The 13,354-nt window shown below is 63.0% G+C and carries 13 protein-coding genes; 6 read left to right on the plus strand and 7 right to left on the minus strand.

The genetic code is table 11. The features are described 5' to 3' along the window. Positions 1–2 precede the first annotated feature (2 nt). Genes FIV35_RS15355 through FIV35_RS15370 form a run of 4 tightly spaced genes read right to left on the minus strand, consistent with a single transcriptional unit; the run spans position 3 to position 3,606 of the window. Positions 3–803 carry an SDR family oxidoreductase gene (locus tag FIV35_RS15355; RefSeq protein WP_034138104.1) on the minus strand — a complete coding sequence of 267 codons (801 nt, stop codon included), beginning with the start codon at positions 801–803 and terminating at the stop codon, positions 3–5. Beyond that, positions 790–1,464: an iron-containing redox enzyme family protein gene (locus FIV35_RS15360; protein WP_034138103.1), complete on the minus strand. Its 675-nt coding sequence runs from the start codon at positions 1,462–1,464 to the stop codon at positions 790–792. Before FIV35_RS15360 ends, FIV35_RS15355 begins: the two co-directional genes overlap by 14 nt. Continuing rightward, positions 1,461–2,939, minus strand: a complete 1,479-nt coding sequence (locus FIV35_RS15365) for an AMP-binding protein (protein WP_034138102.1) — start codon at positions 2,937–2,939, stop codon at positions 1,461–1,463. Before FIV35_RS15365 ends, FIV35_RS15360 begins: the two co-directional genes overlap by 4 nt. Next, a complete protein-coding gene (locus FIV35_RS15370) occupies positions 2,929–3,606 on the minus strand; it encodes a thermostable hemolysin (RefSeq protein WP_034138101.1) in 678 nt (225 codons plus the stop codon). The genes FIV35_RS15365 and FIV35_RS15370 overlap by 11 nt, the downstream gene beginning before the upstream one ends. 180 nt (positions 3,607–3,786) lie before the next feature. Here FIV35_RS15370 and FIV35_RS15375 point away from each other — a divergent pair, with 180 nt between their 5' ends. The 6 genes from FIV35_RS15375 to xylB all read left to right on the plus strand — a co-directional run bounded on the left by FIV35_RS15375 (position 3,787) and on the right by xylB (position 10,467). Then, positions 3,787–4,338 (plus strand): cytochrome b, encoded by a 552-nt coding sequence (locus tag FIV35_RS15375; protein WP_034138100.1) that lies wholly within the window; start codon positions 3,787–3,789, stop codon positions 4,336–4,338. Between the two features lie 156 nt (positions 4,339–4,494). Then, on the plus strand, positions 4,495–6,027 hold the full coding sequence (locus FIV35_RS15380; RefSeq protein WP_034138099.1) for a sugar ABC transporter ATP-binding protein: 1,533 nt from the start codon (positions 4,495–4,497) through the stop codon (positions 6,025–6,027). A 13-nt stretch (positions 6,028–6,040) separates the two neighbouring features. Next, positions 6,041–7,009 carry an ABC transporter permease subunit gene (locus FIV35_RS15385; RefSeq protein ID WP_094065826.1) on the plus strand — a complete coding sequence of 323 codons (969 nt, stop codon included), beginning with the start codon at positions 6,041–6,043 and terminating at the stop codon, positions 7,007–7,009. Between the two features lie 34 nt (positions 7,010–7,043). Continuing rightward, complete coding sequence (locus tag FIV35_RS15390) at positions 7,044–7,976, plus strand: ABC transporter substrate-binding protein (RefSeq protein ID WP_034138098.1); 933 nt, start codon at positions 7,044–7,046, stop codon at positions 7,974–7,976. 6 nt (positions 7,977–7,982) lie between these two features. Next, complete coding sequence (locus FIV35_RS15395; protein WP_269458211.1) at positions 7,983–8,990, plus strand: LacI family DNA-binding transcriptional regulator; 1,008 nt, start codon at positions 7,983–7,985, stop codon at positions 8,988–8,990. A 16-nt stretch (positions 8,991–9,006) separates the two neighbouring features. Continuing rightward, positions 9,007–10,467 carry a xylulokinase gene (gene xylB, locus FIV35_RS15400; protein WP_034138096.1) on the plus strand — a complete coding sequence of 487 codons (1,461 nt, stop codon included), beginning with the start codon at positions 9,007–9,009 and terminating at the stop codon, positions 10,465–10,467. A gap of 4 nt (positions 10,468–10,471) precedes the next feature. On the opposite strand, the gene trxA is transcribed toward xylB, so the two are convergent. The 3 genes from trxA to FIV35_RS15415 form a co-directional block, all read right to left on the minus strand. Next, positions 10,472–10,795: a thioredoxin gene (trxA, locus tag FIV35_RS15405; RefSeq protein ID WP_034138095.1), complete on the minus strand. Its 324-nt coding sequence runs from the start codon at positions 10,793–10,795 to the stop codon at positions 10,472–10,474. Beyond that, positions 10,792–11,052 (minus strand): thioredoxin family protein, encoded by a 261-nt coding sequence (locus FIV35_RS15410; RefSeq protein ID WP_047882203.1) that lies wholly within the window; start codon positions 11,050–11,052, stop codon positions 10,792–10,794. Before FIV35_RS15410 ends, trxA begins: the two co-directional genes overlap by 4 nt. Positions 11,053–11,328: 276 nt before the next feature. Further along, entirely contained in the window at positions 11,329–13,308 is a 1,980-nt protein-coding gene (locus tag FIV35_RS15415) for a peptidase U32 family protein (protein ID WP_034138094.1), read from the minus strand. Positions 13,309–13,354: the final 46 nt, after the last annotated feature.

Here is a 13,354-nt window from a genome sequence, read left to right on the forward strand (position 1 = left end):
GGTTAGTCCTTGTTAACAGGGGTATCGCTCAAGCGGCGCACCAGGGGCAGTTGTTTACGCAGGCCACGGTCGACCAGCTTCGGCAGCAGGCTGTTGAGGCGCACGAAGAAACGCTCCGGCCAGCCCAGGTACAGGTCGCGACGGTCGTCCACAATCGCCTTGATCACCGCCGACGCCACGGTGTGCGGGTCGTCGATGTTGGACTTGAGCGCCTCGTTCAGGGCCTCGGCCGCCGCGCTGTTCATTGAGGTGCGGGTGGCGCGCGGCGCTACGTACAGCACGCCGACGTGGGTGTCGGCCAGTTCGCGGCGCAAGGCTTCGGAAAACCCGCGCAAGGCAAACTTGGTCGCGCAGTAGGTGGCATAACCGGGGTAGCCGATGGAGCCATAGGTGGAACCGACATTGACCACCCTGGCGCCCGCCGCTTGTTTGAGCATCGGCAACAGCAGCCGAGTCAGACAGATCGGCGCGCCGATATTCAACGCGAGCATCTGGTTGATCTCGGCGTCGTCCAGTTGCTCAAGCATGGCGAAGTGGTTGATCCCGGCGGTATTGATCAGCAGGTTGATACCGCCGATGGCTTCGGCCGCCGCCAGTACCTTGCGCCGGTCGGCCAGGAATGTCAGGTCGGCGCTGACCCAGCACAACTGCTGCGGGTATTGCGCAAGCAGCACATCCAGCGGCGCACGGTGGCGCGCCACCGCCAGTACCTGCGCACCACTGGCGCACAGCATGGCCGCTATCGCCAGGCCGATGCCGCCGCTGGCGCCGGTCAGCACCACGCGGGCCTCAGACAGGCGCATGGGCGGTCTCCCCGAGGCGTGGCAGGTTGCGGAACATATCGGTATAGAGCGCGTAGACCACCTTGGACGCACGGATCACCGCGGCTTGATCCTCAGGGTCGTCGAGACGGTTCATCAGGCCGCGATAGGTCTGCATATGGCCGATATCCAACGCCCCGTGGGAGTTCAAATAGCTGAACGCCTCGGCCGGCAGTTGCAGGCGCTCGCGGATGCTGCCGGCGGCATGGGTGGCCAGGGCGATACTGGTGCCTTCCAGTACGTTGACCATGCCGAACAGGCCGACCGGGTTATCGCGGGCGATCAGGTCGTAGAGGTAGCTGACCATCAGCTCAATGGGCAAGCCAGGGCGTCCGTCGCGCACGGCTAGCCTATCACCGCCGCAGGCCTCGATATCATCCAGTACCCAATGTTCATGGCCGTATTCGTCTTCGATGTACTCGCACACCGCCTTGCGCAGCCATTCCAGGCGTGACGGCAAGCGTGCGCCGCAGGCCATCATCAACGGCACCGTGTGGCGGACGTGGTAATAGGCCTGGGCCAGAAAGGCGCGGTAGCTGTCGAGGCTGACCTTGCCTTCCAGGGCATCGCGAATGATCGGCAGGCTGAACAATGCCTGGCGTTCGTGCTGGGTGGCGTCTTGCAGGGTGTCGAAGAAATTCACGATGGCGTGTCCTCATTCAAAGGTTGAGTAAAGTGGGCGTGGTAACGGGCGACGATGGCGTCGCGCCGAGGCCGGCCATTGGCGGTGAGCAGGCCGTTGGCGGCGGTGAAGGGGGCGTCCAGGCGCGTCCATTGGTGGACCTGGGCATAGTCCGGCAGGCCGGCATTGGCCTCGGCCACGGCGGCGGCCAGTTGGGCGTCGCTGCAGTCGGCGCGATGGGGCCAGAGCAGGGCGTGGTTGTGGGGCAGGGCTTCGCCGTAGACGAATGCCTGGGCAATGTCGCCGCCTTGGGTCAGTTCGGCCTCGACCCAATCCGGGTTGACGTTGCGCCCGTAACTGGTGACGAACTGGTGTTTCTTGCGCCCCTTGAGGTACAGAAAACCATCTTCGTCGAAGGCCCCCAGATCACCGCTGGGCCACCAGGTGTCGGGCTGTTCGGTCTGGCCGAGGTAACCGAGCAGGGTCGAGCCTTTGATCAGCACTTCACCATCCTCGGCCAGGCGGATATCCACATGGGGCAAGGGCCTTCCGACGCTGCCCGGGCGCTGCGCCTGCGGCACGTTGAGGCTGACCACCGAGGCGCACTCCGACAGCCCGTAGCCTTCGAAAACCGGCATGCCCAACTGCTGGGCGCGCTGCAACAAGGCCTTGGACACACGGGCGCCGCCCACGGCGGCAAACCGCAAGCCCCGGGGGCTGAAAGCCTTTTGCTCGGCGGCGATGACCAGCATCAGCAGCAGTTGCGGCACCAGGATCAGGCTGTGGGGTTGGCGCGCGGCCAGGCAACCGAGCAATTGCGCCGCATCCACCGCACTGGCGCCCTGGATACCCAGGCTTTTTTGGCTCGGCACACTCAAGGTGGCGCCGGCATACAGCGCGGCGTAGCAGCCCAGGTTCTCCAGCAGAATCGCCAGGGGCAGCAGCGCCAGGTGATGGCGCGGGTCATTGACGTGACTGGCCTGGTACAGATCGCGGGCTACCCGCAGCAGGCTCTCGCCACTCAGGCATACGCCTTTGGGCGCGCCGGTGGTGCCGGAGGTGAAGGTGACTTTGGCGGTGCCCAGGGGCATTGAGGGTCGCCCGTCGAAGTGCCGGCACCAGAAATCGCCGACCTTGTGGTAGCCCAGACCCTCCAGCTCCTGGCTCAGATAGGGTTCGGCGATGACCCGCTCGGCGTGGCTTTGCTCCAGGCAGTGGGCACGCTGAGCCGCGCTGAAGAACGGTGGCAACGTCAGGCAGGTCAGGCCCTCGAACAGCACCGCCAGGTCCCAGAGCATGGCATCGACGCCATTGTCCAAGGCCAGCGCCACCACCTGTACGCCCTCATCGCGCAGACGTTCGCGCCGATAGGCCACCTCGGCGAACAACGTGGCGTAGTCCATTTTCAGTGAGTCGCCCCACAGAGCGATGGCACCGTCGTTACGTTCGGTATGGCCACGCAGCACGGCGTGGAATCGCAGGGTTTCAGGCGACATGGCAAGTGTCCTCAAGGGTGGTAGGCAGGCCCAAGCGCGAAAACAGGCCCATGTTGCGTAAATGCGTGAAGCCGGCGCGGATATTGCCCACATGCACCCACGGCTGGCTTTCGTAATAACGGCCCCAGTTAAGGCGCTCATCGCCCAAGCGTTGCGGGTCGGCGGCACACAGGGTCACGGGCTTGAGCCCAAGGCGATGGAAGCTGTTGACCAGCCCCGCATTGCCGGTAAAGGCCACCCACTCCAGCCCCCCCATGGCCAATAACCAAGTGATGGCAATGATGCTCAGGCGTGCACTGCCGTTATCACTGGCGGCCAGGTTGCCGACCTCGGCGATGGCGCGCCGCTCCACTGGCTGGCCGGCAGCGGCGCAGACCAAGGCCTCGATCGGATGATCCAGGTAGTGCTCCAAAAACAGCGCTTCGCTGCGGGCCAGGCGTACCCCGGCGACGGCGCACAACTCGCCGTCGGCCTGGCTGACGCCAAACAATTGCGGCATGAAGTGGCGGATGTCCGCGCCATGGGCCAGGCGAAAGCGCTGCTGGATGAACGCTTCGAAGGCCGGGCGCCGAGGGTCTTCGGGCAGGGCGCGGCTCAGGTGCAGCGGGGCGCTGTCGGCGTGGCCGAACAGCAGGGGCAACGGGATGTTCCAGTCGAAATCGGGCATTTGGCGGTTCGCCTCCCACGTCAAGTTGGGAGGAGTATCAGCAGCCTTTCTTAACGAAGTCTGAAGGTGGGCGTAAACATCGTCGTTCGGTCTTCAGACTGGCTTAAGACTGCCAGGGCAGGGTGGCGCGGACTTTCCAGGCCGGCCTCGGCCATCACTTCCTCAAAAGGCGACTTTTCCATGAACCAATATTGGGTAACGCAGCGCTACGCCCGGTTATCGATGACCCTGCACTGGCTGATGCTGGCGCTGTTTGTCGGTGTCTATGCCTGCATCGAAATCAAAGGCCTGCTGCCTCGCGGCAGTGTGGCGAGGAGCTTCATGGCGGGCACTCACGGGCTGCTGGGGATAGGTATTTTCCTGTTGGTGTGGGTGCGCTTGCTCGGGCGTCTGGCTCCTCGTCCGGCCATCGTGCCGCGGCCTCCCATCTGGCAAACGGCGTTGGCGCACCTGATGCACCTGGCCCTGTATGGCTTGATGATCGTGACGCCGCTGCTGGCCTGGCTGATGCTTAGCGCCGGGGGCAAAACCCTGCCGTACTTCGAGTGGCCCTTGCCCGCCCTGGTGGCGATGGATCCGGACCAAGCCAAGGTGTTCAAGCACTGGCATGAGTGGCTGGGCAATGCCGGTTATTGGCTGATCGGCCTGCATGCGGCCGCCGGGCTGTTCCATCACTACTGGGTGCGCGACAACACCCTGATACGCATGCTGCCTAAACCGCGTAATCGCTGAAGTTGCGACAAATCAGCTTGATGAAACGTTTCTTCTAGCGACAAATGGCGCACGCAAGCGCTTGCGTAAGTAAATGTATCTGATTAGAGTCGGTGCCAATCGGCTCTGATCCAAAGGGGGCCGAACGACAAAAATAATAAAACCAGGAGCTCAGACATGAGCCTTGAACCCTTGCTGGAAATGCAGGGCATCAGCAAAACTTTCAACGGTTTGCGCGTGCTCAAAAATGTCGGCCTGAAGGTTTACCCCGGCGAAATCCACGCCTTGATGGGGGAGAACGGCGCCGGCAAATCCACTTTGATGAAAATCCTCTCCGGCGCTTATCAGGCCGATCCCGGCGGTGAAATCCGCATCGGCGGCGAGCCCATCGCCACGTTCAATCCCGCCACCGCCAAAGCCCTCGGCATCGCCGTGATCTACCAGGAACTGAGCCTGTGCCCGAACCTGAGCGTGGCCGAGAACATTTACCTGGGCCGCGAACTACGGCGCGGTTGGACCATCGACCGCGCCGGCATGCAGGACGGCTGCGTCGAGGTGCTGCAACGCCTGGGCGCCGAATTCACCCCGGCCACGCGGGTCAGCAGCCTGTCGATTGCCGAGCGCCAACTGGTGGAGATCGCCCGCGCTTTGCATGCCCACGCCAAGATCCTGGTGATGGACGAGCCCACTACGCCGCTGTCGTCCCGCGAAACGGATCGCCTGTTCGCGCTGATCAAACAGCTGCGCAGCCAAGGCCTGGCAATCATCTATATCAGCCACCGCATGGCCGAGATCTACGAGCTGTCGGACCGTGTATCGGTGCTGCGCGACGGCCAGTACATCGGCGAACTGACCCGCGAGGCGCTGTCGGCCGAGGTGCTGGTGAAAATGATGGTGGGCCGCGACTTGTCAGGGTTCTATAAAAAGGACCACGCGGCGTACGACCCCGGCGCCGTGGTGATGCGCGTCCGCGACATGGCCGACGGCAAACGCGTGCGCCAGTGCAGTTTCGACCTGCATGCCGGTGAGGTGCTGGGCATTGCCGGGCTGGTGGGGGCAGGGCGCACCGAGCTGGCGCGCCTGATCTTCGCCGCCGACCCGCGCACCAGCGGCACCCTGGAAGTGGTGGGCAAGACCGTCACCCCACTGCGCACCCCGGCGGACGCGATCCGTGCCGGCGTGGTGTACCTCACCGAAGACCGTAAGGCCCAGGGCCTGTTCCTCGACATGAGCGTGGCCGACAACATCAACGTCTGCGCCTGTGTGCCGGATGCCCGCGCCGGTGGTGTGCTTGACCAGGCGCACGCCGCGCAACGCTCAAATGACGCGATCAAGTCGCTGTCGATCCGCGTGGCGTCGGGCAAGGTCAACGTCGGCGCGTTATCCGGTGGCAACCAGCAGAAAGTCCTGCTGGCGCGCTTGCTGGAGGTCAAGCCCCATGTGCTGATCCTCGACGAACCCACCCGTGGCGTGGACATCGGCTCCAAATCCGAGATCTACCGCATCATCAATCAGCTGGCGCTGGCCGGGGTGGGCATTGTGGTGATTTCCAGCGAGCTGCCGGAAATCATCGGCACCTGCGACCGCGTGCTGATCATGCGCGAAGGCCAATTGGTGGCCGAAGTCGGCGGGGCTTCCGGCCACGCTATTTCCCAGGAACGTATTATCGACCTCGCCACCGGTGGCGATCAGGTGGCTGCCCATGGCTGACTCAAACAACACAATGACCCTCACACCCATAGGCAAAGCCGAACGCGCCCGCGAGTTGATGCGCACGGTCGGCATGTTGCCGGTGTTGGTGTTGCTGCTGGTGGGCTTTGCCCTGGCCAGTGAAAACTTCCTGACCTTGCAGAACCTGTCGATCATCACCCAGCAAGCCTCGGTGAACGTGGTGTTGGCGGCGGGCATGACCTTTGTGATCCTCACTGCCGGCATCGACCTGTCGGTGGGCGCGATCCTGGCGGCGTCGGCGGTGGTGGCGTTGCAGGCGTCGATGTCGCCGCAATTCGGTATGTTCGGGATCGCCGCCGGCATCGGCTTCGGGCTGTTACTCGGGCTGGTCAACGGCGGGCTGATCGCCTTTATGCGCCTGCCGCCGTTTATCGTCACCCTCGGCGCGCTCACCGCCATGCGTGGGCTGGCGCGGCTGTTGGCCGACGACAAGACGGTGTTCAACCCGGATCTGCCGTTTGCATTTATCGGTAACGACTCGATCCTTGGCGTGCCATGGCTGGTGGTGATTGCCGTGGCGGTGGTGGCGCTGTCGTGGTTTATCCTGCGGCGCACGGTGATGGGGGTGCAGATCTATTCGGTGGGCGGCAACCCAGAAGCGGCGCGGCTGTCGGGGATCAAGGTGTGGAAGGTGCTGTTGTTCGTCTACGCCATGTCCGGTGCGTTGGCCGGGCTGGGCGCGGTGATGAGCGCTTCACGCCTGTTTGCCGCCAACGGCCTGCAACTGGGGCAATCCTACGAGCTGGATGCGATTGCCGCGGTGATCCTCGGCGGCACCAGCTTTACCGGCGGCGTCGGCACCATCGGTGGCACGCTGATCGGCGCGCTGATCATTGCCGTGCTCACCAATGGCCTGGTGCTGCTGGGGGTGTCGGATATCTGGCAATACATCATCAAAGGCATCGTGATCATTGGCGCAGTGGCGCTGGACCGTTATCGCCAGTCCGGCGCGCGCACCTGATTTATCTCCTACAACAATCACAAGTGAGAAGCGCATGAACTTTAAACGTATCGTTCCCGTCATCGCCCTGGCTGCCCTGATGTCCCAGGCAGTACAGGCCCGTGAACTCAAAGCGCTGGGCATCAGCATGGGCTCGCTGGGCAACCCGTATTTCGTAACCCTGGCCGACGGTGCCACGGCGCGGGCCAAGGCGTTGAACCCCAACGTCAAGGTGACCTCGGTGTCCGCCGACTATGACCTGAGCAAACAGTTTTCCCAGATCGACAACTTCATCTCGTCCAAGGTCGACTTGATTCTGCTCAATGCCGTGGACCCATCGGCCATGGCCTCGGCGATCAAGAAAGCCCGCGACGCCGGCATCGTCGTAGTCGCCGTGGATGTGGACGCCAAGGGCGTGAACGCCACCGTACAGACCGACAACGTCGAAGCCGGCAAGCTGGCCTGTCAGTACCTAGTGGACAAGCTCTCGGGCAAAGGCAATGTGATTATTCAGAACGGCCCGCAGGTCACAGCCGTGACCGACCGCGTCAAGGGCTGCAAAGCCGCATTGGCCGGCGCGCCGGACATCAAGGTGCTGTCCGACGATCAGGACGGAAAAGGTTCGCGCGAAGGCGGGCTGAACGTGATGCAGGGCTATCTCACCCGTTTCCCGAAAATCGACGGCCTGTTCGCGATCAACGACCCCCAAGCCATCGGTAGCGATCTGGCAGCCAAGCAGCTCAAGCGCAGCGGTATCATCATCACCTCGGTGGATGGCGCGCCGGACATCGAAAATGCACTGAAGAGCGATACGCAGATCCAGGCCTCCGCCAGCCAGGACCCGTGGGCCATGGCCCAGACCGCCGTGGACGTAGGCAATGACATTCTCAACGACAAAGCCCCGGCCGACGCGGTGACGTTGCTCACGCCGAAACTGATCACCCGCGACAATGTCGGCAGCTACAGCGGCTGGTCGAGCAAACACTGAGTCCGTCTGAGGAACCGCGCCATGGTCACCATGGACGATGTGGCAAGCCGCGCCGGGGTGTCGACTTCAACCGTGTCCCATGTGGTGAACGGCACCCGTAAAGTCAGCGCGGCGACGGTGCTGGCGGTGCAGCGTGCGATCCAGGATCTGGGTTACATCCCCAACACCCTGGCGCGCTCGCTGGCCCGTTCCAGCACCAGCACCATTGGCGTGGCGATTTCGGCGCTGTCCAATCACTACTTCAGCGAGACCGTGCACGCGATTGAAACCGAGTGCGCCAAGCACGGCTACATGATGCTGTTTGTCGACACCCATGATGACCCGCAGCAAGAGTTGCGGGTAGTGACGGCGCTGCATCATCGGCGTGTCGACGGTATTGTGCTGGCTCCGTCGAATGGGTCTCTGGCCCTGGAGTACCTGCGTGCCAACCAGATTCCGGCGGTGCTGGTGGATCGGATGATGAGCGCGCAATTTGATCAGGTCGGGGTGGAAAACGCGCGGTCCACGCAAACCTTGATCGAACACCTGATAAGCCACGGACATAGCCGTATCGGCTTTATCGCCGGACGTGTGGGGTTCAGTACCACGGATGAGCGGGTGGCCGGCTACACAGCGGCGTTGCAGGGGGCGGGGTTGGCCGTTGATCCGCAGCTGTTGGTCAACGGCGGTTCCAGTACCGAGCCGGCTCGTCAGGCCACGGTGCAACTGTTGGGCCTGGAGTCGCCACCGACAGCGATTATGGCCGGTAATAACTTGATGACCCTGGGCGCGATGCACGCTCTGCGTGATGCGCACCTGGAGGTCCCGGCGCAGATGGCGTTGGTGGGGTTTGATGATTTTGATTGGGCAGACTTTTTCGTGCCGCGACTGACCCTGATCGCCCAGCCTGTGCAGGCGTTGGGCGCCCAGGCGGTCAATCTACTGCTGCAACGCATGGCATCGCCCACTGCGCCCACCCAGTGTGTGCGCCTGGCACCAACCCTGCGAATACGCAATTCCTGTGGCTGCCACTGATTGGAATCACATACGTATGAACAGTCCGGTTTCCTTGGGCATCGATCTCGGCACCTCTGAACTCAAAGCCATCCTGATGGACCTCGACGGCAACGTCCTGGCCCATGCCGGCGTGCGCCTGAGCGTTTCACGACGCCACAGCGGCTGGTCAGAACAGGCGCCGCAGGATTGGTGGCAAGCCTGTGTGCAGGCGCTGGGCCAGCTGCGCAGCCATCCGGCGTATACCGATGTGGCCTGTATCGGCCTGTCCGGGCAGATGCACGGCGCGGTGCTGTTGGGTGCGGACGACCGGGTGCTGTATCCGGCCATCCTGTGGGATGACTCCCGCGCCGTGGCCGAGGCAGAACGCCTGGGCGCGGATTTCGCCGATGTCACCGGCAGCCTGCCGATGGCCGGGCTTACCGCGCCGAAGTTGCTGTGGCTGCAGGAGCATGAACCAGAGGTGTTCAAGGCCATCGACTGCGTGTTGTCGCCCAAGGATTACCTGCGGTTGTGTCTGACTGGCGAGCGCATCAGCGAAATGTCCGACGCCGCCGGTACGCTGTGGCTGGATGTGGCCCGGCGCGAGTGGTTCATGCCGATGCTGCGCGCCACCGGCCTGGCGCCGTGGCAGATGCCTCGACTGGTTGAAGGCGGCGCGCCAAGCGCACAGTTGACCGCGACGCAGCTGGGGCTGTCGCCCGCGGTGGTGATTGCCGGCGGTGGCGGCGATAACCCGGTGGCGGCGGTGGGCATCGGTGCGGTCCATGCCGGGGACGGTTTCATCACCTTGGGCACCAGCGCGGCGATTGTGGCGATCACCGACCACGCCGCCGGCAACCCGGCCAGCGCGGTACATAGCTTCTGCCATGCGCTGCCGGATCGCTGGTACACCATGGGCGCCATGCTCGCCGGTGCCAGTTGCTTACGTTGGGTCACGCGGTTGACCGGGATGGCGGATGAGCAAACCTTGCTAGCGCAGGTCCAGGCGCAATTACCGATCGAACAGGTGGTGCCGCTGCACACGCCGTTGTTCCTGCCGTACCTGGCCGGCGAACGCACGCCACACAACGACCCCTTGTTGCGCGGCGGCTTTATGGGGCTAGGCCATGACTGCACACCGGCGATGCTCGGCTATGCGGTGATGGAGGGCGTCGGCTTCGGCCTGCTGGATGCGCTGCACGCGGTGCAATCGGCCGGCGCACAGGTCGGCGCCTGCGCTTTGGTAGGCGGCGGCGCGCGCAGCGCGTATTGGGCGCAGTTGCTGGCCAACATCCTGCAACGGGAGATCTACACGTTGCACGGCAGTGAACTGAGCGCCTGCATCGGCGCGGCGAAACTCGGGTTCATGGCAGTGGGCGAGGGCGCAGACTTGCTGGCGGCAGGTATGCCGATCAAGGCGCGCTACTTGCCGGATGCGACACAGCGGGCGGTGCTGGATGAGCGTTATCGGCGGTTTCAGGGACTGTTGGAGGCGGCGAAAGGGTTGCGGGCCTGAGCAATCAGAGCTTGCCGTCCAGAAAGCTGATCAGTCGCGACTTCGTGATAGCGCCGATTTGCGTCCCTTCTACATGACCGCCACTGAACAGCATCAGCGTAGGAATGCTACGTATGCCATATGTTTCCGCCGTGGCCGGATTCTCGTCGACATTGAGTGTGGCAACCTGCAACCGATCTGCGTATTCCTCAGCGATCTGTTCGATAGACACCGCAAGCATTTTGCACGGGCCGCACCATTCGGCCCAGAAGTCGACCAGTACAGGTTTGGTGCTGTGGATAACGTCGTCCTCGAACGAATCGTCAGTGATGGCTTTGATCTGACTCATAAATGCCTCCTGTGGTCTTTGAACAGCATCAGCGTGGGCACCTCGTGCACCCCGTACCGGGCCGGTGTGACGCAATGGTCGTCGACATTCAGCGTCACAATGGTCAAGCGGCCCAGGTAATCCTCAGCCATTTGCTCGAGGTAGGGCAGATGGCCACAGCTATTGTTCCAGTAATACACCAACACCGGGCCTAGGGCCTGCAACACCTGCCGATCAAAATTGGCATCGCTGACTTCTTTGATAAGTGAGCGCGTCATGGGCAACCCTCCAGCCACAGCATTGACGCTAACGCAACGAGGCGCTGAAGGCACCTGTGAAAAATGACAGGGTGTTAGATCGATTGGCGATAGCCCAAGGCGGTGCCTGTATGAGCGGGGTTGCGCCGCACTGGGCCGCGAGGCGGCCCGCGATCAAACTGCGGCGCAATGTCAGAGCGAATGGGGACAGCCGGTTCCAGGGCTGCTTGTGCAGCCCGGCGCGGAGCAAGCCCGCTCACCACAAAAAGTATTAGCCGTTGACGAAGTGCAACAGCGTCAGTGCGTGCCCTGATAGATAAGTTTGTCCGGGTTGAAGTGTTCGACCACGCTGCCCGGTTGCGGCAAGCCCAGGATGTGGCCCTTGATCTTGCCCACCACATGCATTTCACACGGCTTGCAGTCGAATTTCAGGGTCAGCACTTCGTCGCCGTGGATCAATTGCATCGGCGCCACCTTGGTCTTCACGCCCGTGACGCCCTTGGCCTGTTTAGGGCACAGGTTGAACGAGAAGCGCAGGCAGTGCTTGGTGATCATCACCGGCACTTCGCCGGTTTCTTCATGGGCTTCGAAGGCCGCGTCGATCAACTTCACCCCGTGACGGTGGTAGAAGTCGCGGGCTTTCTGGTTGTAGACGTTGGCCAGAAACGACAGGTGCGCTTCCGGGTACACCGGCGGCGGTGTGGTTTCGGCCTTGCGCCCACCACGGGGGTGCGCCGCGATACGGGCGGCGGTCAGCGCTTCGATGACTTCGCGGCGCAGGGCCTTGAGCTGCGAGTTGGAGATGAAGAACGCCTGTGGCGCATCCAGCTCGATGGCAGTGGCATGGTATTCGGTGGTGCCCAGTTGGCCGAGCAAGTCGCGCAAGGTATCCAGCGCCTGTTCCGGTTTGTTGGCCACGCCGAACGGGCCGGGCAGGGTGACGCTGGCGCTGATGCCTTCCTCGCTGGTCGCGGTGACGTGCAACTGCTCTTCACGCAAACGCGCGACCCACGCAAGGCCGATACGGCGCTCGGCCGAGGTCTTGAGCAGCGCCTGCTGCCAGTTATGGTCGAGGTTGCGGTTCAGCGGATGGTTGGGGCGCAGTTGGTGCAGGCCAGCGGGCATTTCATTCGGCTCAACGCGATAGCGGTAGCGCTTCTGGCCGTCCTCCTCGAACTCGCCCTTGGGCTCGGCGATGTTGGCACGGAACCCCACCACTTCACGCTTGACCAGCACGTTCAGGCCATCGCCATTGGACAGCGGCTCATGGGTGACCACTTGCAGGTCGCGCTTGCCGGCTTTTTCCACTACACCCACCGGCAGGCCGGTGAAGGTCGGGGTGTCGAAAGCGCCGATGTCGATCTTGCGCTCGCTGACAAAGTAGTCGGTGCTGCCGCGGTGGAAGGTTTTTTCCGGGTCGGGCAGGAAGAAATGCGCGGTGCGACCGCTGGAGGCGCGAGCCAGGTCCGGGCGGTCTTCGAGGATGTCGTCCAGGCGCTGACGGTAGTAGGCGGTGATGTTCTTCACATAGCCCATGTCCTTGTAACGGCCTTCGATCTTGAACGACCGCACACCGGCCTCGACCAGCGCGCGCAGGTTGGCGCTCTGGTTGTTGTCTTTCATCGACAGCAGGTGTTTTTCAAAGGCCACGACGCGACCCTGATCGTCTTTCAAGGTGTATGGCAGGCGGCACGCCTGGGAGCAATCGCCGCGGTTGGCGCTGCGGCCGTTTTGCGCGTGGGAGATATTGCACTGCCCGGAAAACGCCACGCACAGTGCGCCATGAATGAAGAACTCGATGGCGGCATCGGTCTCGTCGGCGATGGTGCGGATTTCCTGCAGGTTCAGCTCACGGGCCAATACCAGCTGGGAGAACCCGGCCTGATCGAGAAACTTGGCGCGGGCCAGGGTGCGGATATCGGTCTGGGTACTGGCATGCAGCTCGATGGGCGGGATATCCAGCTCCATCACCCCCAGGTCCTGCACGATCAGCGCGTCGACACCGGCGTCGTAGAGCTGATGGATCAGCTTGCGCGCCGGCTCCAGCTCGTTGTCATGCAGGATGGTATTGATGGTGGTGAACACCCGGGCGTGGTAGCGGCGGGCGAACTCGACCAGTTGAGCGATATCGCTCACTTCGTTGCACGCGTTGTGGCGCGCGCCGAAGCTGGGGCCGCCGATATAAATGGCGTCGGCGCCGTGCAGGATGGCCTCGCGGGCGATGGCCACATCGCGGGCAGGGCTGAGCAATTCCAGGTGATGCTTGGGCAAGGACATAGTTTTTTTAGTCAGGCTTGTCACGGTTGAGGCGCGCATTGTAGCC

Origin of the sequence: Pseudomonas rhodesiae (assembly GCF_007858255.1) — a bacterium.
Lineage (GTDB): Bacteria > Pseudomonadota > Gammaproteobacteria > Pseudomonadales > Pseudomonadaceae > Aquipseudomonas > Aquipseudomonas rhodesiae.

Excerpts from the sequence above, each read along its gene's own strand:
- FIV35_RS15355 (WP_034138104.1), bottom strand. The coding sequence starts at position 803 with ATGCGCCTGTCTGAGGCCCGCGTGGTGCTGACCGGCGCCAGCGGCGGC.
- FIV35_RS15365 (WP_034138102.1), bottom strand. The coding sequence starts at position 2,939 with ATGTCGCCTGAAACCCTGCGATTCCACGCCGTGCTGCGTGGCCATACC.
- FIV35_RS15370 (WP_034138101.1), bottom strand. The coding sequence starts at position 3,606 with ATGCCCGATTTCGACTGGAACATCCCGTTGCCCCTGCTGTTCGGCCAC.
- FIV35_RS15375 (WP_034138100.1), top strand. The coding sequence starts at position 3,787 with ATGAACCAATATTGGGTAACGCAGCGCTACGCCCGGTTATCGATGACC.
- FIV35_RS15380 (WP_034138099.1), top strand. The coding sequence starts at position 4,495 with ATGAGCCTTGAACCCTTGCTGGAAATGCAGGGCATCAGCAAAACTTTC.
- FIV35_RS15385 (WP_094065826.1), top strand. The coding sequence starts at position 6,041 with ATGACCCTCACACCCATAGGCAAAGCCGAACGCGCCCGCGAGTTGATG.
- FIV35_RS15390 (WP_034138098.1), top strand. The coding sequence starts at position 7,044 with ATGAACTTTAAACGTATCGTTCCCGTCATCGCCCTGGCTGCCCTGATG.
- xylB (WP_034138096.1), top strand. The coding sequence starts at position 9,007 with ATGAACAGTCCGGTTTCCTTGGGCATCGATCTCGGCACCTCTGAACTC.
- trxA (WP_034138095.1), bottom strand. The coding sequence starts at position 10,795 with ATGAGTCAGATCAAAGCCATCACTGACGATTCGTTCGAGGACGACGTT.
- FIV35_RS15410 (WP_047882203.1), bottom strand. The coding sequence starts at position 11,052 with ATGACGCGCTCACTTATCAAAGAAGTCAGCGATGCCAATTTTGATCGG.
- FIV35_RS15415 (WP_034138094.1), bottom strand. The coding sequence starts at position 13,308 with ATGTCCTTGCCCAAGCATCACCTGGAATTGCTCAGCCCTGCCCGCGAT.